Origin of the sequence: Vibrio sp. 03-59-1 (genome assembly GCF_013114135.1) — a bacterium.
Lineage (GTDB): Bacteria > Pseudomonadota > Gammaproteobacteria > Enterobacterales > Vibrionaceae > Vibrio > Vibrio cortegadensis.
In genome coordinates this window covers 139,266-162,655 of the sequence record NZ_VTYA01000002.1, presented here as the reverse complement: position 1 = coordinate 162,655, position 23,390 = coordinate 139,266, and the positions used below count along the sequence as shown (strand labels likewise).

At 40.8% G+C, this 23,390-nt stretch carries 19 protein-coding genes; 9 read left to right on the top strand and 10 right to left on the bottom strand.

Annotation, left to right across the window (positions count from 1 at the left end):
* Nucleotides 1–6: 6 nt before the first annotated feature.
* The 3 genes from F0249_RS02580 to F0249_RS02570 form a co-directional block, all read right to left on the bottom strand.
* Complete coding sequence (locus F0249_RS02580) at nt 7–801, bottom strand: EAL domain-containing protein (RefSeq protein ID WP_171755765.1); 795 nt, start codon at nt 799–801, stop codon at nt 7–9.
* 277 nt (nt 802–1,078) lie between these two features.
* Nucleotides 1,079–3,007, bottom strand: a complete 1,929-nt coding sequence (locus F0249_RS02575) for a M48 family metallopeptidase (protein ID WP_171755764.1) — start codon at nt 3,005–3,007, stop codon at nt 1,079–1,081.
* Nucleotides 3,007–3,597 carry a LemA family protein gene (locus tag F0249_RS02570; protein ID WP_017054432.1) on the bottom strand — a complete coding sequence of 197 codons (591 nt, stop codon included), beginning with the start codon at nt 3,595–3,597 and terminating at the stop codon, nt 3,007–3,009. The genes F0249_RS02575 and F0249_RS02570 overlap by 1 nt, the downstream gene beginning before the upstream one ends.
* Nucleotides 3,598–3,826: 229 nt before the next feature.
* Here F0249_RS02570 and F0249_RS02565 point away from each other — a divergent pair, with 229 nt between their 5' ends.
* From F0249_RS02565 to F0249_RS02550, 4 genes are all read left to right on the top strand, one after another.
* Entirely contained in the window at nt 3,827–4,318 is a 492-nt protein-coding gene (locus tag F0249_RS02565) for a peptidylprolyl isomerase (RefSeq protein WP_171755763.1), read from the top strand.
* Between the two features lie 140 nt (nt 4,319–4,458).
* On the top strand, nt 4,459–5,316 hold the full coding sequence (locus F0249_RS02560) for a PA4780 family RIO1-like protein kinase (protein WP_017054434.1): 858 nt from the start codon (nt 4,459–4,461) through the stop codon (nt 5,314–5,316).
* Between the two features lie 269 nt (nt 5,317–5,585).
* Complete coding sequence (locus F0249_RS02555) at nt 5,586–7,889, top strand: GGDEF domain-containing phosphodiesterase (RefSeq protein ID WP_171755762.1); 2,304 nt, start codon at nt 5,586–5,588, stop codon at nt 7,887–7,889.
* Between the two features lie 345 nt (nt 7,890–8,234).
* A complete protein-coding gene (locus tag F0249_RS02550; RefSeq protein WP_017054436.1) occupies nt 8,235–9,425 on the top strand; it encodes a DUF3103 domain-containing protein in 1,191 nt (396 codons plus the stop codon).
* A 106-nt stretch (nt 9,426–9,531) separates the two neighbouring features.
* Here F0249_RS02550 and F0249_RS02545 read toward each other — a convergent pair whose 3' ends face one another.
* The gene (locus tag F0249_RS02545; protein WP_171755761.1) at nt 9,532–10,011 is read right to left on the bottom strand and encodes a GNAT family N-acetyltransferase; all 480 of its coding nucleotides are present in this window, start codon (nt 10,009–10,011) and stop codon (nt 9,532–9,534) included.
* Nucleotides 10,012–10,256: 245 nt separating this feature from the next.
* On the opposite strand from F0249_RS02545, the gene F0249_RS02540 reads away from it, so the two are divergent.
* Nucleotides 10,257–11,534 (top strand): DEAD/DEAH box helicase, encoded by a 1,278-nt coding sequence (locus F0249_RS02540; RefSeq protein ID WP_017054438.1) that lies wholly within the window; start codon nt 10,257–10,259, stop codon nt 11,532–11,534.
* 76 nt (nt 11,535–11,610) lie between these two features.
* Here the strand turns inward: F0249_RS02540 and F0249_RS02535 are convergent, their stop codons facing one another.
* The 4 genes from F0249_RS02535 to F0249_RS02520 all read right to left on the bottom strand — a co-directional run bounded on the left by F0249_RS02535 (nt 11,611) and on the right by F0249_RS02520 (nt 14,139).
* A complete protein-coding gene (locus tag F0249_RS02535) occupies nt 11,611–12,474 on the bottom strand; it encodes a DMT family transporter (RefSeq protein WP_171755760.1) in 864 nt (287 codons plus the stop codon).
* A 44-nt stretch (nt 12,475–12,518) separates the two neighbouring features.
* The gene (locus tag F0249_RS02530; protein ID WP_253825270.1) at nt 12,519–13,127 is read right to left on the bottom strand and encodes a trans-aconitate 2-methyltransferase; all 609 of its coding nucleotides are present in this window, start codon (nt 13,125–13,127) and stop codon (nt 12,519–12,521) included.
* Nucleotides 13,128–13,219: 92 nt separating this feature from the next.
* A complete protein-coding gene (locus F0249_RS02525; protein ID WP_171755758.1) occupies nt 13,220–13,585 on the bottom strand; it encodes an MmcQ/YjbR family DNA-binding protein in 366 nt (121 codons plus the stop codon).
* Nucleotides 13,586–13,656: 71 nt separating this feature from the next.
* Entirely contained in the window at nt 13,657–14,139 is a 483-nt protein-coding gene (locus tag F0249_RS02520) for a MarR family winged helix-turn-helix transcriptional regulator (RefSeq protein ID WP_113800126.1), read from the bottom strand.
* 132 nt (nt 14,140–14,271) lie between these two features.
* Between F0249_RS02520 and F0249_RS02515 the strand changes: the two genes are divergently transcribed.
* Together F0249_RS02515 and F0249_RS02510 are read left to right on the top strand one after the other, a co-directional pair.
* Nucleotides 14,272–15,168, top strand: coding sequence for a DMT family transporter (locus tag F0249_RS02515; protein WP_171755757.1), 897 nt, complete (start codon nt 14,272–14,274; stop codon nt 15,166–15,168).
* A gap of 333 nt (nt 15,169–15,501) precedes the next feature.
* Complete coding sequence (locus F0249_RS02510) at nt 15,502–16,518, top strand: GGDEF domain-containing protein (RefSeq protein WP_017054444.1); 1,017 nt, start codon at nt 15,502–15,504, stop codon at nt 16,516–16,518.
* A gap of 152 nt (nt 16,519–16,670) precedes the next feature.
* Here the strand turns inward: F0249_RS02510 and F0249_RS02505 are convergent, their stop codons facing one another.
* Nucleotides 16,671–17,246, bottom strand: a complete 576-nt coding sequence (locus tag F0249_RS02505) for a malate synthase (RefSeq protein ID WP_017054445.1) — start codon at nt 17,244–17,246, stop codon at nt 16,671–16,673.
* 225 nt (nt 17,247–17,471) lie between these two features.
* On the opposite strand from F0249_RS02505, the gene F0249_RS02500 reads away from it, so the two are divergent.
* Nucleotides 17,472–18,992, top strand: a complete 1,521-nt coding sequence (locus F0249_RS02500) for a DUF3612 domain-containing protein (RefSeq protein WP_084654819.1) — start codon at nt 17,472–17,474, stop codon at nt 18,990–18,992.
* 103 nt (nt 18,993–19,095) lie between these two features.
* Here F0249_RS02500 and F0249_RS02495 read toward each other — a convergent pair whose 3' ends face one another.
* Nucleotides 19,096–20,559 (bottom strand): AGE family epimerase/isomerase, encoded by a 1,464-nt coding sequence (locus tag F0249_RS02495; protein WP_171755906.1) that lies wholly within the window; start codon nt 20,557–20,559, stop codon nt 19,096–19,098.
* A 717-nt stretch (nt 20,560–21,276) separates the two neighbouring features.
* Here F0249_RS02495 and F0249_RS02490 point away from each other — a divergent pair.
* On the top strand, nt 21,277–23,274 hold the full coding sequence (locus tag F0249_RS02490; protein ID WP_171755756.1) for a methyl-accepting chemotaxis protein: 1,998 nt from the start codon (nt 21,277–21,279) through the stop codon (nt 23,272–23,274).
* The last annotated feature ends 116 nt before the right edge of the window (nt 23,275–23,390 follow it).

Below are 23,390 nucleotides of genomic sequence, written 5' to 3'. Positions count from 1 at the left end.
AATCCATTACATAGCAAGTGGGGTCTTATGAGGTCGAGATAGGAAGAACCCTTGAAATAGATCGACATTACATTGCAAGCAATTATCTAGTATGTCTTGAGTTTCAATACCTTCAGCGATCACCAGTGATTGCACATCACGCCCCAACCCCACCGCATGTTTCAGCTCTTGTTTTCCATCAGGAAAAGGGACATCCACAATACTTTTATCCAGTTTTAAAAAATCAGGTTGAATGATTTTAACGCGCGAAATGGTTGAGTGATCCGTTCCGTAATCATCCACCGCGACTCTGATATTACTCTTTGCCAGAGCTCGAATGCCGCTTATCGCAAGATTCTTATCGCGCCCTTCAAATTCCATAATCTCATAAATGATTTGGTCAGACCTTAACTGCAATAGCGCTAATTTCTTTAATAAACTATCAATCGCGGTTTGATCGTTTGCGACAAGTTCAAAAATTGGAGGGGCTACATTAATAAATATACATTTATTTCTATAGATAGAGCGTGAAAAGTTGATGACATGAATCGCAGAGCACATCAATGTGGAAAAAATTGACTCTTCATCATCTCCTTCTATGGATTTAAAATAGTCGTAAGGGCTAACTGGGTTCCCTTGAGAGTCAGAAATTCGAACTAAAGCCTCAACACCATAGACTTCCATATCTCTGTCATAAATAGGTTGATAAAAACTATTGAAAGACATGCCATGATGCACAGTATATGCAAAGCCAGCTTCGTCGAGCCTAATGAGCTTCTCAACTTTATCGCGCATCTTTATATAGTCGTACTCAAACCCCATGGACACTCATCCTCAATAAAAGCAGATACAAAAAGCCTAACACAATTGTCAATGTCATAGGTCTAGATTCGTAAGAAGTTATAAGCAGCTCACTCATTCAATATCCCATACTTTATTTTGATTAAAATTCAGCCCGACAACGCTCAAACTATAGACAAACCAACATTGAGCGATCACAAAGCTAGATGCTGCCCCCGCATACTCATCACATAAAAAACTAAAAAAATGGCAGGCTTGTTAGGGCCTGCCTAGATGTCTTTTTCGTTTCAATTTGAATCTATGTTTCACTCTCTGTCACGGTAAGAGGAGATACAGGCACTTCTAAGAAACACGCAATCACTCGATATAACTCAGCCTCATCGACATTAATCACTCCATCAGACTCGATAGCAAGACGACAAGCCTCTAAGAATGCCTGCTTGTGCAATGGTTTAAGCTGAACTAAAAGTTGCAGTGCCACTTTGGTCAGATCCCAATTCGCGCTCTTGGCTTTTAATTCAGGTTTGGACATCTGAATATGCTCACAAGCCAGAGTGAAAGCATGGTTCGCTTCGGCTTCACTGCTGTGACAAACCCAAACCAATTCATTCAATACCCACCGAGTACTTTCTTCTATCTGAGTCAGGGTTTTATTTTGTTTAACATGGCCTTGAACAGGTAGAAGTAACTTCTCCACCAAATTGATCACACACCACTCATCAATCGAGTACTCATTGTCGGTATCCGCAAGAGCCTTTAATACATCAAGCAGCTTTTCAATTTGAGGAGGACTCATCGATTTAAGCGCTGGAATTGATAATTCTAAAAGCGATAACCGCAAATGCGAGGGGACTTGATAATCTAACCATGGTGATATTTTACCCCATAACCCCATAGGAATATGACGAGCAATAATATCCCGTTGTTCATCACTACGATCATAGATCAGAAGCAATGGTATGAAACGCGCACTAAATGGCTCCCTTGCAAATCCCAATAATTCATCAGGGAATTGTGCAATCACTTTCTGGCCAATGTCACCGATATCTTCGGCAACCAAACCATTGGCCAAAACAGAACCACCTACAGCAACAGTACCGCTAACCACAACAGAATCTAACATCTCACTATTTAGCACTTTGTCACGGTTAGATTGAGAAGATGACTTTGCTTGTCCGCGGCTCTCATTTTTCCTATTGGTTCTTTTTTGTGGTGAGGTAAAATTGCCATCCCACTGCGGTTCAATTCGCTGAATACGATTCTCTAATGGTGGGTGAGTCGCAAATAAGTTATTAAACCCTTTAAGCTGACTCTGACCAAACATCATATGACTCGCTTCTTGTGCATCACTTGACGCTAATAAGGATTGCTCAGAATGACCACCAATTTTCTTAAGCGCCCCCGCAATACCTTGATCGTTGCGAGTAAATTGAATTGCACTTGCATCGGCCAAAAACTCACGTTGACGAGATATCGCCGCTTTTATCATTGAGCCAAATAATGTCCCCGCCCAACCGACAAGCATAAAAGCAATACCAATCAAAATAAGCGCACCGCCACTGTCTTTTGAATTCGATGAACTGGATCGACTGTAGCTGCGGTATCGTGAAGTATCTAACACAAAACTACCAACATGCCCAAGACACGTGATGCCATATAATAGCCCCATTAAACGCATGTTCAATCGCATATCGCCGTTAAGAATATGACTAAACTCATGAGCAATAACGCCTTGTGTCTCTTCTCTATTAAAGCTATCTAGTGCGCCTTGCGTAATACCGATAACAGCATCATCGACACTCAACCCCGCAGCAAAGGCATTGATCCCTTTTTCATGTTCAAGTAAATAAACCGGAGGCACTGGCATTCCGGATGCGATAGCCATCTCTTCGACAACATTCAATAGCTGCCGATGTTGGGAGTTTGCGGTGTTTGATGAGAGTAAACGTCCGCCCATTTTTTCGGCCAGTCCTTGACCTCCGCTATTAGAAAGCTCGATCAAGCGAAAGCTCATCGCACCTAGCACTGCAAACGTCACGCCTCCAAGAGACATTAATCCATAACGAATCATTTCAGATTTGGTGACACTGTCACCAGAAACCTGAACATGTGCCGTAACAATAACTACACTGAGAATGGCACTTATCACCAATACGGAACAAACGAGTAAAAAAAGAAGTAGCCCCGTTTTTTTTCTTGCTTCTTCCTGATGTTGGAAGAAATCCATTAGAAACTCACCTTAGGAGCTGCTTGCATGGCTTCACTTTCTGCAAATTCCAACAATTTACCATCTTGAAAGTTAAACATATTGGCAAAAAATAGAGGTGGGAATGTCTGTTTGTAAGTGTTGTAAGTGGTCACTGAATCATTAAATGCTTGGCGAGCAAAAGCGACTTTGTTTTCGGTACTCGTCAACTCTTCTTGCAGGTTTGCCATTGTGTCATTTGCTTTGAGCTCAGGATAAGCTTCAACGACAATATTCAGCTTTCCTAGCGCACCTTGAAGTTGACCTTCTGCTTGATTTAACTGTTTGATCGCACTTTCACTGTCTGGATTTTCACTTGCTGCTTTAAGACCTGACATGGCTTGATTTCGCGCTTGAATCACTCGTTCAAACGTCTCTTTCTCATGCTCCATATAACCTTTTGCGGTTTCAACAAGGTTTGGAATTAAGTCATATCGTCTCTTTAACTGAACTTCTATTTGAGAAAAGCCATTCTTAAAACGATTTCTCAGCGTTACCAGTTTGTTGTAAACCGAAACCGCGTAAATCGCCAAAAACACTAAAATAACAACGAATACAATCAATGCAGTCATACTACTATCCATATTTTATTTAAATGAATCAGTTTTATAACAGCTATTTAGGTGATATGCATCCGCAATCTATAAAATCAGGATCAAGTCTCAATGTTAACCAAATAATGATAAACAGAAAAAGTCATGCTCCGGTTCGTCTCGCGACCTCAATTAAAATCAATCTATGATACAGGGTTGTAATTGCGTATACTCCGCGACTAAATTTCATTCTGATGCAGCAATAACCATGATTATTTTCACCACCAATGTCGGCGATATAGAAATTAGCCTTGATTTAGAAAAAGCCCCTATAAGCTCAAAAAACTTCTTAAAATACTGCCAAGATGGCTTCTATACTGGCACTATTTTTCACCGAGTGATTAAAGGATTCATGATTCAAGGTGGTGGTTTTACTCACGAAATGGATGAGAAAGAGACTCGTGCCTGCATTGTAAACGAAGCGAATCGTGGTCGTAAAAATATGATAGGTACTCTAGCAATGGCTCGTACCGATGCCCCGCATTCCGCTACGGGACAGTTTTTTATCAACTTAGACAATAATGATTTTCTTGATCATACTGCCACAACGAATGCAGGCTGGGGCTACGCCGTGTTTGGTGACGTCATGGCGGGAATGGATGTGGTCAATAAAATCGCACAAGTAAAAACAACGTCTAAACACGGGCATGATGATGTGCCTTGCGAGCCTATCATCATAGAAAAAGTGACCATTTCATAGTGTTACTCTTGCTCACTTTTTAACAGAACATCATTAATGAAGTGGCTTAAACCTAATGGTACGGTACAAACATACCGCTAATTAAGTTATCACTCATTAAAAATATATCGTTAACAGTCTAAGTAAGGTATAACGGCGCGATGAAAATTCCAAAACGTATACAACCACTAATTGACGACGGTCTTGTTGACGATGTTATCGGTCAATTAATGAGTGGTAAAGAAGCCTCCGTATTCACAGTACTTTGTGGTGAAGAAATTCGCTGCGCCAAAGTGTATAAGGAAGCAAGTCAGCGCAGTTTCAAAAAAGCCGCACAATATCAAGAAGGTCGAAAAAGCCGTAATAGCCGTCGTGGTAGAGCGATGGAAAAAGGCTCGAAATATGGCCGCGCTCAGCAAGAGAAAGCTTGGCAAACCGCTGAAGTTGATGCGTTATATAAATGCGCAGAAGCTGGAGTTAGAGTCCCTCGTCCTTTCGGCTGTTTTGATGGTGTTCTATTGATGGATCTCATTACAGACGAAGATGGTGACGTTGCTCCACGCCTTAATGATGTCATGATGTCTGAAGAACAAGCTCTTGAAGATCACGCTCAAATGATGGTCTACGTGACTCGTATGCTGTGTGCCGGAATTGTACATGGTGATTTATCCGAGTTTAACGTCCTCGTTGATGAATACGGCCCTGTGATTATTGACCTACCTCAAGCAGTAGATGCATCGGCTAATAATAATGCAGAAGTAATGCTAGCACGAGATGTGAATAACATGACGAGCTATTATGCTCAATTTGCTCCTCAACTCGCGGCGACGCAATATGCAAAAGAGATGTGGGCGTTATACGAAAAAGGGCTTCTTACTCCTGATACCGAACTTACAGGTCTTTTCGAAGAAGATACCACTAGCGCTGATGTTGATGGTATTTTAGATGAAATAGAAGCCGCCTATTATGAAGAGCAAGAACGCCGTGAACGAATCAGTGACGCGGAATCTACTACTTAAATAATGACTTATTTGCTGTTATAACCCGTTATGACAGCAAACTCTCTCAATTTTTCTACTCGCATTTCATTTGAAAAACATCATACCTTTCTTTAATACCTTCATCTTCACACCAACTGTAATCTAAGTTCCAATTTACATTATGAAGTGCTTATAATTCACACTCGAACCTTTATAAAGCGCGAAAGAGCGCTACAATGATAAAATAATAATTAAAGGGTTAGTCGTCGTTATTTTCCCTATCTATGCAATAAATGAAGAGAGTCAATATGACATCCAGTCTCCCATTATTAGAACAAATTAATCAGCTTCAAAGTAAACTTGAGTCCATTCAGAAAACAAATGAACAATTGAAAACTGAGCTAATTGTCAGCCAAGGTAGATTTACTCGTTCACTGATTAATGCCAGTGAAGGCTTATGGGACTGGAACCTAGAAACAAATGAAATTTATTACTCCCCCCGTTGGAAAAAAATGCTGGGATACGATGATCATGAGCTGAGTAATACTCTTGATACATGGATTCAATTAATTCACCCCGATGACAAAGAACCCACTTTAGAAAAATTATTTGCCTATATTTCAGGTCAATCACTCTCTTATGAAACTGAAATTCGGATGATTCACAAAGATAATTACTATGTCCTATTGCATTCTTGCGCCATTAAATTAATTCGAAACTCTGACCGTTCGCCTACCAATATTATTGGTTACCATTTAGATATTTCCAAACAGCGACATGCTGAAACCTTCACTCAAAGTCATAACCAAATTCTGGAGATGATTGCCAAAGGTGAGCCAGCTAAAAAAATCTATAACGCGATTGGGCTGCTGTATGAAAGCAGGCATGCAGGGCTACGATGTTCAATGCTAGAACTTGAAGGCGATACACTACTTCACGGCGGAGCACCTAGCTTGCCGAAAGAGTATTGCGATGCGGTTCATGGCTTAAAAATTGGGCCTAATATTGGCTCTTGCGGGACCTCTACATACACAGGGAAAAGAGTCATAGTTGCTAATATTGAAACGGATCCCAAGTGGGCTGCAATTAAGCATGTCGCCCTACCTCATGGAATGCGGTGCTGTTGGTCTGAACCAGTAAAAAGCTCCTCTGGTGAAGTCCTAGGTGCATTTGGCATGTACTATGATCACCCCGCAGTACCTAACGATGAAGAGTCTAAAGATCTTATTTCTGCTGCCATGCTGACGGGGATTGTCATGGAGCGAGATCAGAATCAAAAACGCATCCAATCATTAGCTTTTGTCGATGAACTTACCGGGTTATCTAGCCGTGCCCATTTTTATCAAGCACTCGAAAAACTTATCATTGAATCAAAAGAACATGATCTACGTTTCAGCCTTTTGTATATCGATCTTGATAGTTTCAAAAATATTAACGACAGCTTAGGGCATGATGTGGGCGATCAGCACCTCAAACAAATAGCAACTCGACTCACTGCGTTAAAAGAGAATGTATGCTGTCATGCTCGTCTAGGTGGGGATGAATTCTGCCTTATCATCAAGGAGCAAGGTAATAATTCAAATGCAGAATCTATTGCAAAAGAGTGTTTAAAGCTTATATCTATGCCCTCATCTCTTGCGGGCCGCAAATGTATTCAAACTTGCAGTATCGGAATTTCGACTTATCCCGATGACGGTTCCGATCTGAAAACACTATTAAAAGCCTCTGATATTGCACTATATTCAGCTAAAGATTACGGCAAAAACCACTATATTTTCTACAATGAAGATCTATTGCTCAAAGCGGAGTATCGCTTTCAAGTAGAACAGCTTTTGAGAGACGCTATCAATAACAATGAGCTATCTTTGGTGTATCAGCCTCAATTTGATTTCCTAACTGGTAAACTCATTGGTGTTGAAGCTCTGTCACGCTGGCATCACCCTCACCTTGGGCAAGTTTCACCTTTTGAATTTATTTCAATTGCGGAACGAATCGGCATGATTAAACCATTGACTGAAAGCGTATTAAAAAAAGCATGCACTCAAACCGTCTCTTGGATAAAAGCGGGAAACCCTCACTTAATCGTAGCCGTCAATGTTTCGCCAAGTCATTTCCTTGATGATGACTTCATTCCATTGATTAAACGAGTGCTTGAAGAGACAGGGATAGCACCGCAAAACTTAAAATTAGAAGTCACTGAAACGATCGACCAAACTCAACAACAAAATATTTCAGCCTTTAAGAAATTAAAAGAGATCGGTGTACTTATTGCTATTGATGATTTTGGGACTGGATACTCATCTTTCGCATCGCTAAAACATCTCAATGTCGACTACTTAAAAATTGATAAGTACTTTATCGATGATCTTTTATCTGATGACAAAACGCATCTTTTAATTGGTTCAATTATCGATATGGCGCATAAACTAGGCTATAAAGTAATTGCCGAAGGTATTGAAGAGGAAGAACAACTCAATATTCTTAATGAGCTGAAATGCAACATCGCTCAAGGCTACCTATTTAGCGAACCCGTTTCCGCTAATGACATATCAGAACAACTTGCGATATTGTCTCCGAGCTCACAGCCCCAGCCAGTTCTCAAAAATAAGTAAGCACTACCTTTTGGTATTTTTCTCAGGGACTCATTGAGACATATATTTCGTGTTTGCCATCATGTGATGTTTTAGTATCGCTCCTGTGAAGTTGAGTGAGCGATGCTGTTCACTTAAACAAAATATAACCATTTCTTTAGATGTATTCTCTAAGATCGATACCGCTCAAGCCTCAATTCTCTTCACTATATTATCAATCGTTAATTTAACCTTTGCTAACTGAATATTTGATCTTGTGTGAAAATATAATTATTCGTGACATTTATAAATGAAAGCATCCTCATACAGTGATAATGTTGAGCTATAGAGTTATTACTCTAACTCAAATATTAAAAGGGGATTATTATGAAATACATAACACCCATTTCATTACTTTTCGCAGTCACTTTAGTTGGTTGTCAAACAGATGAAACCGCCACCAACTCGTCTGCACAATCTAATGCAAATGCCATTACTCAGCAAAAACGTGAACTCGCGAGACAGCTTAGTCAAAGCTACAATGATCTTGAAACAACATTAAAAACGCAGATTAATGCTCAACATTTAAATATTTCTGTCTCTCAATTATTCGAATCTCAACCAAATGCTGACTTCAGTCAAAAGATGGTAATGGCCGACGCTCAAATTCGTTCAATGAAAGGTATTGAAGAATTCACTCCTGAAATATTAGAGTTGCGTATTGCTGATATATCGATGGTCAAAGAGTGGAAAGAAGGCCAGAGTCCATTATTTGCATTCGAACCCAAAGGGGATGACGAAACATGGCAGTATATTGAAGCATTTGATGTTTATGGCCAAGTCCACCAGCTGGATGTTGACCAATTACCAGATGTTCCAGTTTTTGTAGTTGATAGTAATAGTAGTAGAGAGCTCACCGCTGGTGTACAAGCAATGCGGAATGAGATGAACAAACTTGATAACGGCATATCACTCAGCACCAGGAAAACAGACAACGGTTCTTTTGCGACCGCAACAATGCAAAAAGATATAACGTCTGATGATCCACAACCGATTTCAACAACCATACTGAAAAAAATTCGCTTAGCCGATGATCAAGAACCTTGGATCTCGGGCAAAGCAGAAATCTATGCCATTGTGACTGGTATCAACCCGAGCCGCGATAAGCCAATTGTTGATTTAGTAGAAATGCCGTACTTAGACTACGACAATCAAGATTACCACCCTAATCAGATCATGATTCAGTGGTCTCGCTACCGTTGGGGTGCAGCAGATCTTATCCTAATGGAGCAAGATGATGGCACCGACTACAAGGAACTTGGCAAGTTGTTAGTCAAAGTAGCAGAGGAAGTCTTGAAGTTGATACCAGATCCAGAAGTTCAAGCTTATGCCATCATTCCTCAAATTACAGGTAAAATAATAGACGCAATCCCCGATGGTCTATTAGTAAATGATGATGACTTTGTTGACGTATTTTACACCTTAATGCAAGACACTGATTATGTGGATCACCCAGCCGCTAGTGGTAATGCAACGGCAACATTCGAGCCATTAACAATCAACCCAACTCGTCAATAAAAATAGGAATAAGTAGATATACGTTAGTTCATATATCTACTTATTAATCATAACTAAAATGCGTTAAGTAACATCAAGCTCCCCCTTTTCGGAGCCTTTTGTGTCGCTAAATAATTCCACCTAATCTCAAATTCTTCGACATATTATATCCAGTAACCATAAAGCCCGTCTCTTGATATAACGCCAATGCACGTTTGTTGTGATAAGCCACTCTAAGCTTGATTTGAACAATCCCACCCTTGACTAACTGCCCTTCCAACAGCTTCAACGCTTCGGTTCCATACCCTTTACCGCGACATGATTCATCCACATAAAAATCATAGATAAACGTAGAGTGTTCCGCTTCATTTGGACAGTGCCACAAATACCCGACAACGCGAGACTCAGCCTCAATACACAGTAGTTTATGTACATCTGTTTTATATCCATCAGGGAAACTACGTAAAAGGTCTTTACGAGCCAATGTCTGTGCAAGTTCAAGTGAATGGCCATAGTTTTTCGCAATTTCTTGGCTGTAATCCGCTATAAAATAATCACAAAAGGCAGGATACTCTTCTTCTCGCATTGGTCTTAAGGCTATTACCATAACTTTCATCCTTAAATCGTATTTCATAAATGACTTTTGAAGCTCAATGTCCAAGTTACTGACCAACACCAAGCTCATTTGAGCTATTATTGTGTCAATTTAAACAATAAATTGGCTAACTGGGCATTATATTTAGTGATTATAAAAAATAAGTCCCCCACTCTGGATTTATTGCACTATAATCTGCGGCCGTATTTTTGGTTATGCTTATGTTTGGTATTAGCCGTTAGTTTTAGGAACAAGATATGTCATTTGCATCACAAAATTTTTCTCCCGAAATCGTCAAAGCTCTTACTGAATGTGGTTATGAGAAGTTAACACCTGTTCAGCAGAAAGCGATTCCGATGGCTCGTCGTGGCCACGACATTCTTGCTAATGCTCAAACAGGTACGGGTAAAACCGCTGCATTTGCATTGCCAATTGTGCAAAATATTTTAGATAAAGCAAAGCCACGTAGCCGTCACCAAGCTCGTGCGGTGATCCTTGCACCAACACGTGAACTTGCTGCTCAAATTGCGCAAAACGTCCAAGACTACACCAAATATACAGAGCTTAAGACTGTCGCGATTTACGGTGGCGCAAAAATGTCATCTCAAGAGCGAGCGTTAGAGCAAGGTGTTGACATCCTTGTTGCAACTCCAGGCCGTTTAATTGAGCACTTAGAGCTAAAAAACGTCTCTTTAGTTAACCTAGAGTTCCTTGTTTTTGATGAAGCTGACCGTATGCTTGATATGGGCTTCATTTCAGCGATTGAAAAAATCATGTCAGGTATCGCATCTAAGCCACAAACGATGCTGTTCTCTGCGACCTTCTCTGCGCAAATGAATAAACTGGCAGGTGAGATCCTTCGCCAACCGAAACGTATTGCCGTTGCTCGTGAAAATGTCACCGCAGATACAATCGCACACGTTGTTTATCCTGTAGAGCAAGCACGAAAGCGTGAGATGCTTTCTGAACTGATCGGTCGTAAGAACTGGAAACAAGTTCTCGTATTTGTAAACTATAAAGAGACCGCAAATGAACTTGTTAAAGAGCTCAAACTAGACGGAATTAAAGCGGTTCTTTGTCATGGCGATAAAGCACAAAGTGCACGCCGCCGCGCATTAGATGAGTTTAAAGAAGGCAAAGCACGTGTGATGATTGCAACGGATGTTGCTGCTCGTGGTCTAGATATTCAGAACCTGCCGCATGTGGTTAACTTTGATATGCCATTCTTAGCTGAAGATTACGTTCACCGTATCGGTCGTACTGGTCGCGCAGGTCAAAAAGGTCATGCTGTCTCTTTTGTAAACCGCGAAGAAGAGCTAACGCTACAGCAAGTTGAGACTCTTATTGGTCAGCGTATCTACCGTAAAGAGCTTGAAGGTTATGAGCCAAAAAACCGAGACGCACTAATTGAAAAAATGCACTCAAAGCCGGCTTTCAAAAACCGTAAAACGCGCACAAACAATCCTAGTGATGCGAGCCAAGGTGATGCAGAGCGTCGTGCTCGTCTACGTAAAATGATTCGCAATAAGCAATAAGCAATACGCAATCAACAATCACTACCAACATTTAAGGGCGATACTTTTCAGTATCGCCCTTTTCTATTATTCGTCATTAAGATGCGTTTTTTAAATTACGTTTTGACGGTTTTCGCTGATACAAGTTAGAGATGTTACCAATCAACATAAGCAAACCACCCCAAATCAAGGCGCTATCAAACGGTTCATTGTAGAAGATAATCCCAACGACCGCGATTAAAGGTAAGCGCAGAAAGTCTAAAATAGTCACCGTTGTCACTTCCGTCATTTGCAGAGCTTTACTCATACAAAAGTGAGCGGATAGAGCAGTAAAACTGATTACTCCAACCCAGAACCATTGATTGCTATTCGGCATGACCCAGTCCCCAATCGACAACACTAACCCCATCGGTAACTGAATTAAGCACATATAGAAAACGATAGTCAGTGGCTCATCGGTTTTGGATAATGATTTCGTTGATGTGTGGGCTACAGCAAAACAGACAGCAGCACCTAAGACGATGAATGAATTGCTATCAAATATATCGCTTCCAGGCTGCACTATAACTAAAACGCCAAGCATACCAACGCAAATGGAGATTCCCTTTTTCAAGGTTAATCGTTCATTCAAAAAAATGGCTGCAATAATTGCCGTCCAAAATGGCACGGTGAACTCCAACGCAAACACTTCCGCCAGTGGCAATAAAGCGATGCCAAGAAACCAGCCATACTGAGCAATGAAGTGAAATACGTTACGAAAGGCATGAGTTCGTAAGCGGTGAGTTGATAAAAGAGAACGCTTACCAAGAGATAATATAATCCCGCTAATAATCAGCAATCCAAAAATACTACGCAAGAAAAGTGCTTGGAAAGTTCCGATTTCACCACTCAGTTCTCTTGCTCCAATCGCCAACATACAAAATGACACTAAAGCTCCTACCATCCATATCAATGACTTCATCGGTGTGAGAACTCCTTTCTGCACAAATTTGTCGTCTAATTGTTTTACTCTTTAATCAGTAATAATCCAAGACGACCTTTGTCTCGAATTCCATCGGGTTTATTGACTAACTTCTGTTTCAATATGGAAAAACCAATCTGTCTACATAGATTAACGAGCTCATCGACTGGGTAGGCATCGTAGTAAAACTCTACATCAAACATGGTTCCGGTAAATGCTGGAATATTTTCTTTACTACCACCGCTTGAAATGATGGCCACGCCATCCTTATCTAGTGCGTTATACACTTTCCTCAAAATCTCTTCGTGGTGTTCTCGGGGTATATGGAATAAGCAGTCCCAAATAATGATCCCTTGATAAATACTCCCGATATCATAGGTTTCTAATTTTGCTTGAATAAATTGGGCTTCAGGAAGTAAAGATCTTGCAGTTTCCAGTAGGTTTTCAGAACAATCAACACCAAGCACTTGATAACCATGCTTAAGCATTAACTGATCAATGGGAATACCAGTACCGCAGCCTAGATCAAGAATACGCGAATTGAACGGCAAACAATGAACAAACTCATTAAACAAAACCTTATCTGGGGTAGGCAATTCCTTTCGTATTTCAATCCACTGTTGTGAAATCAGGTCGTAATTCGCTTTCATCATCAAATTCCTTTTGATACATAGCTTTTGATACATAGCCCCTAAGTGTCAATAATAATGGGAATCTCACTATCAATTTATATGGTTTAAGAGCATCACTGGTTTGAGTTATTAAGCTCTTCACGGTCCGATTTTTTTAATTTACTGACCACCAACTTATACGATTGAACGGCCAAATCTTGCAGCATCGCTTCATCAACATCACCATTCATTGCAACCGAAATCCAGTGTCTCTTGTTCATATGATAACCCGGACGAATGGCATCAAATTCACTGACGAGCACTTCCCCATCGGCAGGCGTACATTTCAACGTCACATAGGGATCATCTGAGGTCTGAGACGTTAACGCAAACATTTTACCTTTGACTTTAAATACTAAAGCCTCAGGTCCAAATGGATAACTCGATTCTGCCGCGACACATTGTTCTAGGTAGTCTTCAATCGATTTTAAGGTCATCATAAGTTAGTGCTTATTGGTAAATGAACATACTATTATTGATAACAAATCTCTTTCAATTCATCTGAGAGCCATTACTCAAAATCGGCCAACAAGTTTTTTAATAATCCATTGGCCTGTTGAATCTGATCTGGCGTTAATGCCGTCACTAAACGGGTTTGAATATCGACATGTTGCTCTATCATTTCTTCAATTAAATTCAATCCTGTGGTTGTTAATATCACCGTCACACTGCGCCGGTCCTTCTTACTATGCTCTCTCTCGATAAGACCTTTCCCTTCAAGCTTGTCGAGTCGGTTCGTCATAGCACCAGAGGTAAGCATCATTGATTCAATCAATTCTGAAGGGGTTAATTTATACGGTTGTCCCGCTCGGCGTAGCGTAGCCAGTACATCAAATTCCCCCATTTTTAGATCATATTGCTTATGTAACGTAGCCACCTCTGCTTCCATGTGTTTAGTCACACGCATCAAACGTCCCATTAATGCCATCGGATCAGTATTTAATTCAGGCTTCTCTTTTGCCCACTGAGCGACAACTCTATCAATCGCATCCATATACCCTACTCCGCAGATTCAAACATCAAGATTAAGTATCTTAGCACGAAGTGTCTTAACATAAAGATACTTTACAGTGCGTAATTTAAAGCGTAGATTACACACAAATATCTTCACATAAAGATAATTAATATGAATATACTTCTAGCGATGATCCCTGCCTTCTTTTGGGGTACCACCTATGCGGTGACTCAATACACTTTACCCGACTGGCCTCCGCTTTTATTAGGAGCAATCCGTGCGCTCCCCGCTGGTTTACTCTTACTCATGCTAAAACCGAGTTTGCCAGAAAAAGGTGAATGGCGAATTCTGTTCAGTTTAGGTTTAATCAACATTGCCATATTCTTTAGCTTGATCTTTGTGATGGCTTTAACCCTTCCTTCTGCCATCTCTGGTGTGGGAATGGTTTCTGTCCCTGTTTTTGCCATGCTGTTCCACTGGGTAAGATATAAGCGCCGTCCGACAACTGTTCAGGCAATATCTGGGACATTACTGATTTTTTTGGCGTGGAAATTATTCGATCCTAACTCTATTACACTGAACCCCGTTGGTTTATTGGCCATGGTAACGGCCATTCTCTGCATTGTGATCGGCAGCGGCATAACAAAATCACTTGGAAACCGTATGCATTGGTGGAAGGTTTTAAGTTGGCAGTTAATTATTGGCGGAGCGATTTTAAGCTTAGCGGCTGCACTGCATTCTGTTATGAACCCCAACGTTTACACTCATGCATTAGCTCAAGTTGACTTCAAAAATGTAGCTGGCTTAAGTTGGTTAGTGATTCTAAATACTGCGTTTGGGTATGGTATGTACGTTTGGTTACTGCAGCGAATGTCTGTCGTCGATTTCACATTTGGGGGGATCGCAAATCCAATTGCGGGAATTATTACGGGATTACTTCTGTTAGGTGAATCTTTTACATTGCTCCAATACGCACTGATGGCTGGTATGATCATCACCTCTTTACTTCCACAGATACTCATTGCATTGAAAAAAAGCAATTCACCAAATTTGTCGCAATCGAGCTAAGCATCGGATCTCTATTAATCGGCAGAGTTATCATTCCGTAGTCCATTCATTCACTTCTATAGATAAGTAACTCTGCCCATACATTTAATAAAGTCTGCAATTTAGATCGCAAAATAGGCAAGGATTAACTAGAATAACAGAGGTTTCTCACTAAAAGCGCTTGAATTTGTTAGTACTTTGTACGAAACATTGCACCAATGAGGGTTTTTCGTTAAAGTACCATTAATTACAGGTTCAATGAACTCAAGTTTTTTGTAATTATGCCTTTTCTCGTCAAACTAAGTGATCGTATAGTCAAGCTAGCCATTAGTAATTCAATTAATAGAATGAATAATGAAAAAAGACGAATTTCAAAAATCTACGGCTAATCTTAAAAAAGCAGTTCCACTGATGATGAAGAACCGTGTCTCAACGACACCGGCGAATTATGCATTGTGGTATACCTACGTTGATAATGCCATTCCTCAACTTAATCGTGAGATGGACGGCATTATTGAACATTATGGTATTTGCCCACCAGCAACTGCCGAGCAACTTTACAATAATTATGTCGCGAGTCGTTCTGAAACAAACATGAATGAATTACGCGCCAGTATTGAAGTTTTGATCAATGAAGTCGCTCACTCTATGAATGATACGCTTGCTGACACTTCGGCATTTTCAGATATGATCAACCAAAGCTTCAGTAATCTTTCTCGTGTGGAAGATGAAGGCTTGTCCATGGATGAAGTCATGAAAGTGATCAGAAAGCTGGTGTCTGAATCTAGAGATATTCGTCACTCGACTCAATTTTTGAATACTCAGTTGACCACGGCTAGCGAAGAAATTTCTCGTTTGAAGTCACAGCTTGTGGATGTGCAAAAAGACGCGCTTTTTGATAGCCTTTCTAGTCTTTATAACCGAGGCTCATTTGATCGCGATTTAGAGACATTGTGCAAAGCAAATCAACCTATGTGCCTGATTTTAGCAGATATTGATTATTTCAAATCATTCAACGATGAGTACGGTCATCTATTTGGTGATACCGTTATCAAAGGCATTGCTCGTCGGCTCCAGCTCAGTTGTAGAGATGGCATTACCGCTTATCGCTTTGGTGGTGAAGAGTTCGCAATCATCGTACCAAATAAATCTCTCAGAATTGCACGCCAATTTGCAGAAACTAACCGCCGTAGCATTGAAAAACTATCGGTAAAAGATCGACGCAGTGGCAAACAAGTTGGGAATATCACAGCATCTTTTGGGGTGGCCGAATTTATTGAAGGTGAGTCGCCAATTCAATTGATTGATCGTGCAGACAAACTATTATATGAAGCAAAAAAACTAGGTCGAAATCGAGTAATGCCGATTTAGTTTTGCACATACATTTTTGCCGATCCCGTTTCAGCTAATTCAGTAATAGCCCAATTCAGTAACAACCCAACTCAGTAACTACCCATTTAGTTATCTCAGATTGAAACAAAGAAGGCTTCCCATTAAGGAAGCCTTCTTTCGGTTTAGTATCACTAGATATTAAAACAGTAATCTAGACAGTAATCTTCACCACTTTTCGCTGTAAATTCTTTATCTTCGCTGCATGCTCTTGGTTTTCCACGCTCATCACCTTTTACTAAGCTAACCCAATGACGCATGGCTGCCATGCTCGACTCTGTTGGGATTTGGCTAAATGTGGTGCAAGTTTCGAGTTGAATATCATCGATACTAATCAGCTCAACACAACCTGTCCCCTTACGACAGCCAAACTGAACCTCAAGGTGGCTACCACTACCATCTTTCAGGAGAATTGAAGCAGGGTCCGACTTTTCTCCCATGTATGCTACAAAGTGTTTTGGGTGTTTCAAACCACTGTGCTGACCGTTTTTGAAGTAAGCCAGAACGTGGCGATAATCAATTACGTAGCTTGTTACATCTTGATGAGTACCATTTTCTAGTGGAAAAAGTCTATCAAGTAGCTGTTTAGCTTTGATCTGCTTTTCGCTCTGCTGGTTTGCGCTGATAGTCTCTACGGCAAAGACAGCTTCAGCGATAAATGGTTTGTTTTGTTTTTGTATTTCTGTTTTATCGAATGTAAGCATATTCATAGTCTTTCCCTCTTGGCTAACTATATTGTTGGTTAACTATCCCTGTCTTCAGCTCTATTTTTACTCTGCAAACGTGGTGATTAACTCATCAAAACTGTGTTCTAGAGCAATTATTCCAAACAGATGTTTATTTTTGTTATCGGTTTGTGAATTGCTTAGTTTGTAGACTACAACTTTTTTGACTACAATTTCACAACAAAAATTTTACAGTGTGAATTTTACAAAATGGCCTTATCAAAAAGCTTAGTCAGACAGTCACATTTCTTAGGGACTAAAATTAGGAACCTTAGAAAACGTAACCATTTAACAATGGAAGATCTCTCTGCACGATGTATACGCGTCAACCCAGAGTACGCGCCATCTGTTTCTTATCTCTCGATGATTGAGCGAGGAAAGCGTGTCCCAAGCATCGATATGCTAGAAGTCATCGCGAACGTTTTTCAAAAAGAACCCACTTGGTTTTTAGATGATGAACCGGAGCAACAAGCAATCACTCCAGATAAGGGAAATAGGGGGGGGATCAGTGGAATGGCATTAGAGCCAAGCTTCCTGTTCTCTAATGACATTCTACAAATAGCGATACCTGAAATGTTGTCGCAGACGGGAATCACAGGGCGCCAATTTGCTCATCTTTTAATTCGAGCACACCAAGAGAGCTTACAAAATCACTTCCCTGACCTTGAACGAGCAGCAGAAGAGGTTGGACTTAAGAGATTAAATTTAGCCGTTGAAGATTTGATCGACATTGCGAAGAGTTTGGGGATACAAATTCGCTGGGTCAACCGAACCCCAAAAGATGTAGTCGACGAATTAGGCATCAACGCAAAGCAGCTAGTCACCTCTTTTTTTGAGCCACCAAGTACCATTTACCTCAATGAAATACTCAAGCAGTACCCTACTCGCCTGAAGTACGATCTGGCGGTTTACATCGGCCACTGTATTTTACACAGTAAAGAAGGCCTGAAGAGTGTACTTTCAGTTGGGCATAACAGCAGTTGGGAAGACAGCGGATCTAGCGAACCAACCTCGGTACTCAATTCACAAGATATCTTACAAGCTTGGCGCGACTTTGAATCAAGCTTTTTTGCTGGCGCGTTGCTCTGCCCTAAAGTCCCTTTCCGCCAGTTACTGGATCGCAGCGGTTATGAAATTGACGTACACAAACTCGCAGGGGTCTCCCCATCTGTTGCAATGAGAAGAATGACGGTTGTTTCACCTTACCCACACTGGCACTATTTCGATGCCTATGGCCCAGGAAAACTAAAAGCAGTCTATCGCGGTAATGGCATTCCTCTACCTTGGGGTAACATGAGAACCGTTGCAGATCCTTGTCAGCATTGGGCGGTATTTAGACGCCTTTCTGAACCCAAAGCTGGCAGCTCAGCACAAATATCCATACTGAATGTTGGCGATGAGCCTAGAATCTACTGTTGCGAATCGGTCAACATGACAGATCCTGCAGGCAACAATCGAGTGTTATGCGCTGGTATTGATTTAAACCCAGCAATTGATGCACAAGGTGGGGATTCCCGATCCATTGCTGAAGAGCTAAAAGCGTCCTGTGTGAGTAATGGTGGATCCGTGATCATCCCAAGGCATATTAAGAAAGATCTCACGACGATTGCAAAAATCCTGAACATTAACTGGATAGAACGCGGCATTGAAACTGAGGCTCGTTTAATTTGCTCTAGAGGCGGCTCATGCCCTAGAAAGCCAAGTTGCTACGCGAAATGTGGTGAAGAGTAATATCAAAGAAAATAGATGAGTAACCGACAGTGAACAGCACAAAAAAATAAAGGCTAAGCCACTTTTGCTTAGCCTTCCTTTTTTATATTCAAAACTCACACCATTAAGGCGTTATATGAACAAAGCTAATACGTTGTTTTGTTAAGCCTTCAATCTGTTCAATTTTACCCAGTCTTTGCTTGGTTTGAATATCACCTTGATAATAATAAGGTTCGATAACGCCTTCGTAGCCTTCCGGTAATGCAAAATAGAGCTGAGCAGGCTTCTTGTAATGCTGTTTGGCGCTTAAATACCCAACTAATGCATGCTCAAATTGATGGTAACCATTACCCCAATGGAACGCTTTAGTACTTCTGGAGTTTAACCCTACCCCACCATATTGATGATCGACCCAAGCATTCATGAAAGCATGCTGTGTATCCGATTGCTGGGTGATCCGACTGCCATCCAACATGTTTAATGTCATTGAAGATTGATCCAGTTCCGCCCACTCCCAAGAAGAGGTCCATGGGTTATAAGGCCGGCTCTTCCAACCTGCGACCTTTTTTCGTCCATGCCACTGGGTTTTCAGCGGTTCAATGAAGTAAGCTTCCGCTATTGAAAAATCATAAGTATTACTGGCTCTGTCGACGGTGACTCGCATCCCTTGTTCACCCAATGTTTCCCAATCTGTATTATCAAAATATCTTCCAACCAGATAGGTCATCCAGAATGCTTTTGTTGTGTGAGCAAAATCATTGTGCTTTGCCTCTTGCATCATCATTGCTTTGTGATGAATAGCACCATAGTATCGTTTCTCTTCCACAGAATAATACTGTTTCGTCATTTGATCTGTTAGCCAATAAAGATCCTGACGCCATTTTTTCTGCACTTTCTCGGGTAATAACGGGGTGACAAGCAGCAGATAGCCGTTGATCTGATCGAGTTGAGCCACCAACTCTCGCTGTTTAGCACTCTGCTCATCGCCATCTCTTAACACCCAATTCAAATCATTATTTTTGAGGTTCTTATACTGCTCAAAAATGAATGCTTGCTGTTTAATTAATGCCTTTTCCACTACAGGATCACGAGTCAAGTAGTAATAAAAAGCCAAACCAACTAACGCATATGCTTGATCTTGTGATGTTCTCTGTTGCCACTCCAAACCTGGTTGTCCATCTTTAACGAAGCTGATGAACCCACCATGTTCGTTATCTATTCGATTTCTCAATAGAAAATCGACACCAGACTTTGCCAAAGCGAGCGCTTCTTCATTACCAGTCAGATGATAAATCACCCCATACGCGTATATTTGTCGAGACTTCATTCGAGTGTAGTCACGATCAAAATGCGGTGATATCCAGCTAAGGTTTAATTCGGGACAGACGTTATTAACATCTAACACCTCACCATTATCACAACGGAATGTAGGGAAATTGCCTTCCGGAACTCCTTTCGCAGATTCCATTAACCAGTATGGCTGTAAGCCTTCTTTCGCATGTTCTATCCATTGATCGCCAGTGGGCAAAGGAAGCGTTTTTTCAGGTGTGAGATCGGTTACGGCTGCCAATGGGGTTGCAGAAAACATTACTGACAGTAACAAACTGAATTTATAGTTTTTTCTATGTGTACTATTGAAATAAGACCGTGCCATGCTTAACCCACTCCTGATTCAGAAATGGTGAATATAAGTACTAATACTTACGCATACTGTCTAAACGATCACAGGAAAAATCAATATCAGGACATTAAATTTATAATTTAAGGAAGGGCGCACATACTGCGCAAATTTATGCAAAAAAAAACCAACCACAAAAACTGTGATTGGCTATATATTTGTGTGAACAAGGTATCATTCACTAACAACGTCAGTTGGCTAGGTGACCCTCGGCTTAAGAAGGGTCACTATTAATAATGCAGAATGTGTGCCAACTTTAAATGTCCATTTTATATGCCATTACGCACACTTTTAAAGCGATAATCTTTGATTTTTTGCATAACGCATTTTCATTTTGCAAATTAGCATGATTTTGCTAGTGAGCGCTTTATAAGTTATTCATCTAACAAAGTATTGTCTTTAATACTAAACGCAGATTGATAGAGGTACTCCGCTTGTTTAGTTCAAAATTATAAATGCATACAAATTACATAAATAGCAACAATCAACAACACTTCGATCACATTAATTACAAAAAATCTCATTTTTGATAATTGATTCATTTGTTGATAATGAAATCCACAAAAACAGCACCTATACTCTAACTAGGATTTCTATAATTATAAAAATACAGCTAGGGATTTATCAATGCGCTCACTACTACGCCAGTTCCCCCTCTACATTATTGTCACCATTATCGCAGGAATACCTTTAACCCTATCCATAATTTTAGCCAGCTTATCTGTCATTGAATTTAAACAAGAATCATCGCTTTCTTCGCAAGATCAAGAAGTGGTAGAGCTTGTGATCCTCTATGACAACATTGCTCATAACTTGGCGGTAGAGCGTGGACTTACTGCTGGAGTGCTAGGCAGTAAAGGTAAAGCCGCTCAAGTAGAGAAATTAAAAAAGCAGCGTAAGGTTGCAGATTCTCATATACAAGCACTTAAAGGCTTTTCACCTGTTCACATAAAGCCAGAGTTAACGTCGAATTTAATGGGTGATGTTCAAAAACAATTAAGCCGTTTAAGTGAAGTTCGCCGTCAAGTAGATACCTTACGTCCCAACTTGTCTCCTTTTGCTTACTACTCGGATCTCAACCAGCTCGCCATTGATAACGCAATCATGCTGCTCGCCAGTATTAATAATTCTGAAATAGCCTCTCTTGGTAAAGCATTAACCTCTGTCGTTGTCATGAAAGAGCGTGCTGGGCAAGTTCGTGGGGCGCTAAATGGCGTGTTCTCACGAGGTAATGCAACGGCTGCGATTTACGCCAATGTGCAAAATTACATCAGCTCTGGCAATTATGCTCTGCGCAGAGCAAAAATTGAAATGCCGACTCAATTCCAACAGCAGTTAGAGCTCGCGAGAAACTCGTCGACATGGAAAAATGTGAATCAAATTAAGGACTCATTCTTATCTCAAAAGTCCAATCTCAATAATATCGATGGGCCTGATGCAAGCTCATGGTTTGGATTAGCAACAGATCAAATCAAGCTGATTAACCAAGTACGCAACCAACTTCAAACTGAAATCAGCACCATTTCTACTGAACAAGCCATTCGAGCAAACAACTTACAAAACTTACTGCTAGTGGCGACAATTCTCATTGGAGCGTGTCTCTTATGGGCTCTTGTATTTTGTGTTACAGGCCTGCGTCATCGTGTTGGGTCTCTCACGACGCACTTGGGTAACATGTCTGAACAACGAGATCTAAGTGTTGAGCTTAACTCAGTAGGTAAAGATGAAATTTCATATATTTCTCGTAGCATAAATCAACTCACCCAGAATATCCGCTCGTTATTATCGGATGTCACTAATACCAATAACAACAGCACACAACGATTGAACACGATTGTAAGCAACGCTCAAGAGCTAGGTCAGAGTAGTCAATCAACCACCGCTAAATGTGCAAACATAGCCACCGCAATGACGGAGTTATCTCAGTCTAGCCTTGAGATTGCCGCCTCTGCTGAAAGGGCGCTAACTGAAACCGATGAAATGAAGAGCCAAGTTCTAGAGTGCCAATCCCAAAGTGAAGCTTCATTTAATTCTGTAGAAGGGCTGATTACTCAGATTAACGAAACAGAAGCTTGCATGCTCGAACTGGAGCAAGATACGCAAAGTATCAGCCAAATTGTAGAGACCATCAGCGCCGTTTCAGAACAGACTAATTTATTGGCATTGAATGCCGCGATAGAAGCCGCACGAGCAGGTGAACACGGGCGCGGTTTCGCCGTTGTCTCTTCCGAAGTACGTGATTTAGCTCATCGTAGCCAAGAAGCGACTGAAAGTATCAGTAAGCTACTGGAAAAAATCACCACCAATACGAATAAGTCTGTTAGCAACATGAATAAGAGTAAACAAGCGAGTGATGACACTTTTGTATCGGTTGATGTAGTACGAGAGAGCGTGGCTAAACTGGAGTCAGTGATTGAGCAAGTCAGCGAGCACATTACGAGTATTGCCAATTCAACAACTGAACAATCGAAAGCCAGCGAAGATGTCGATAAAGATGTCGATACATTATCAGAAATTGCAGACCAAACTGGCGTTCTTGCCAATGAGTTAAACACTATTGTGACCAGCTATAAAGAGGAAGTGTTTAACGTTCAAGAGCAACTCAATAAGTTTAAACTCGTTTAATCTCTTTTCTCTCAATCATAAACAATGGCGCTGATGTTTTTCAGCGCCTTAATTTTGAGTAATAACGAAATTAAACGTGCCAGTTCACGGTCTACATTGGGACGGCTCTCACCCCT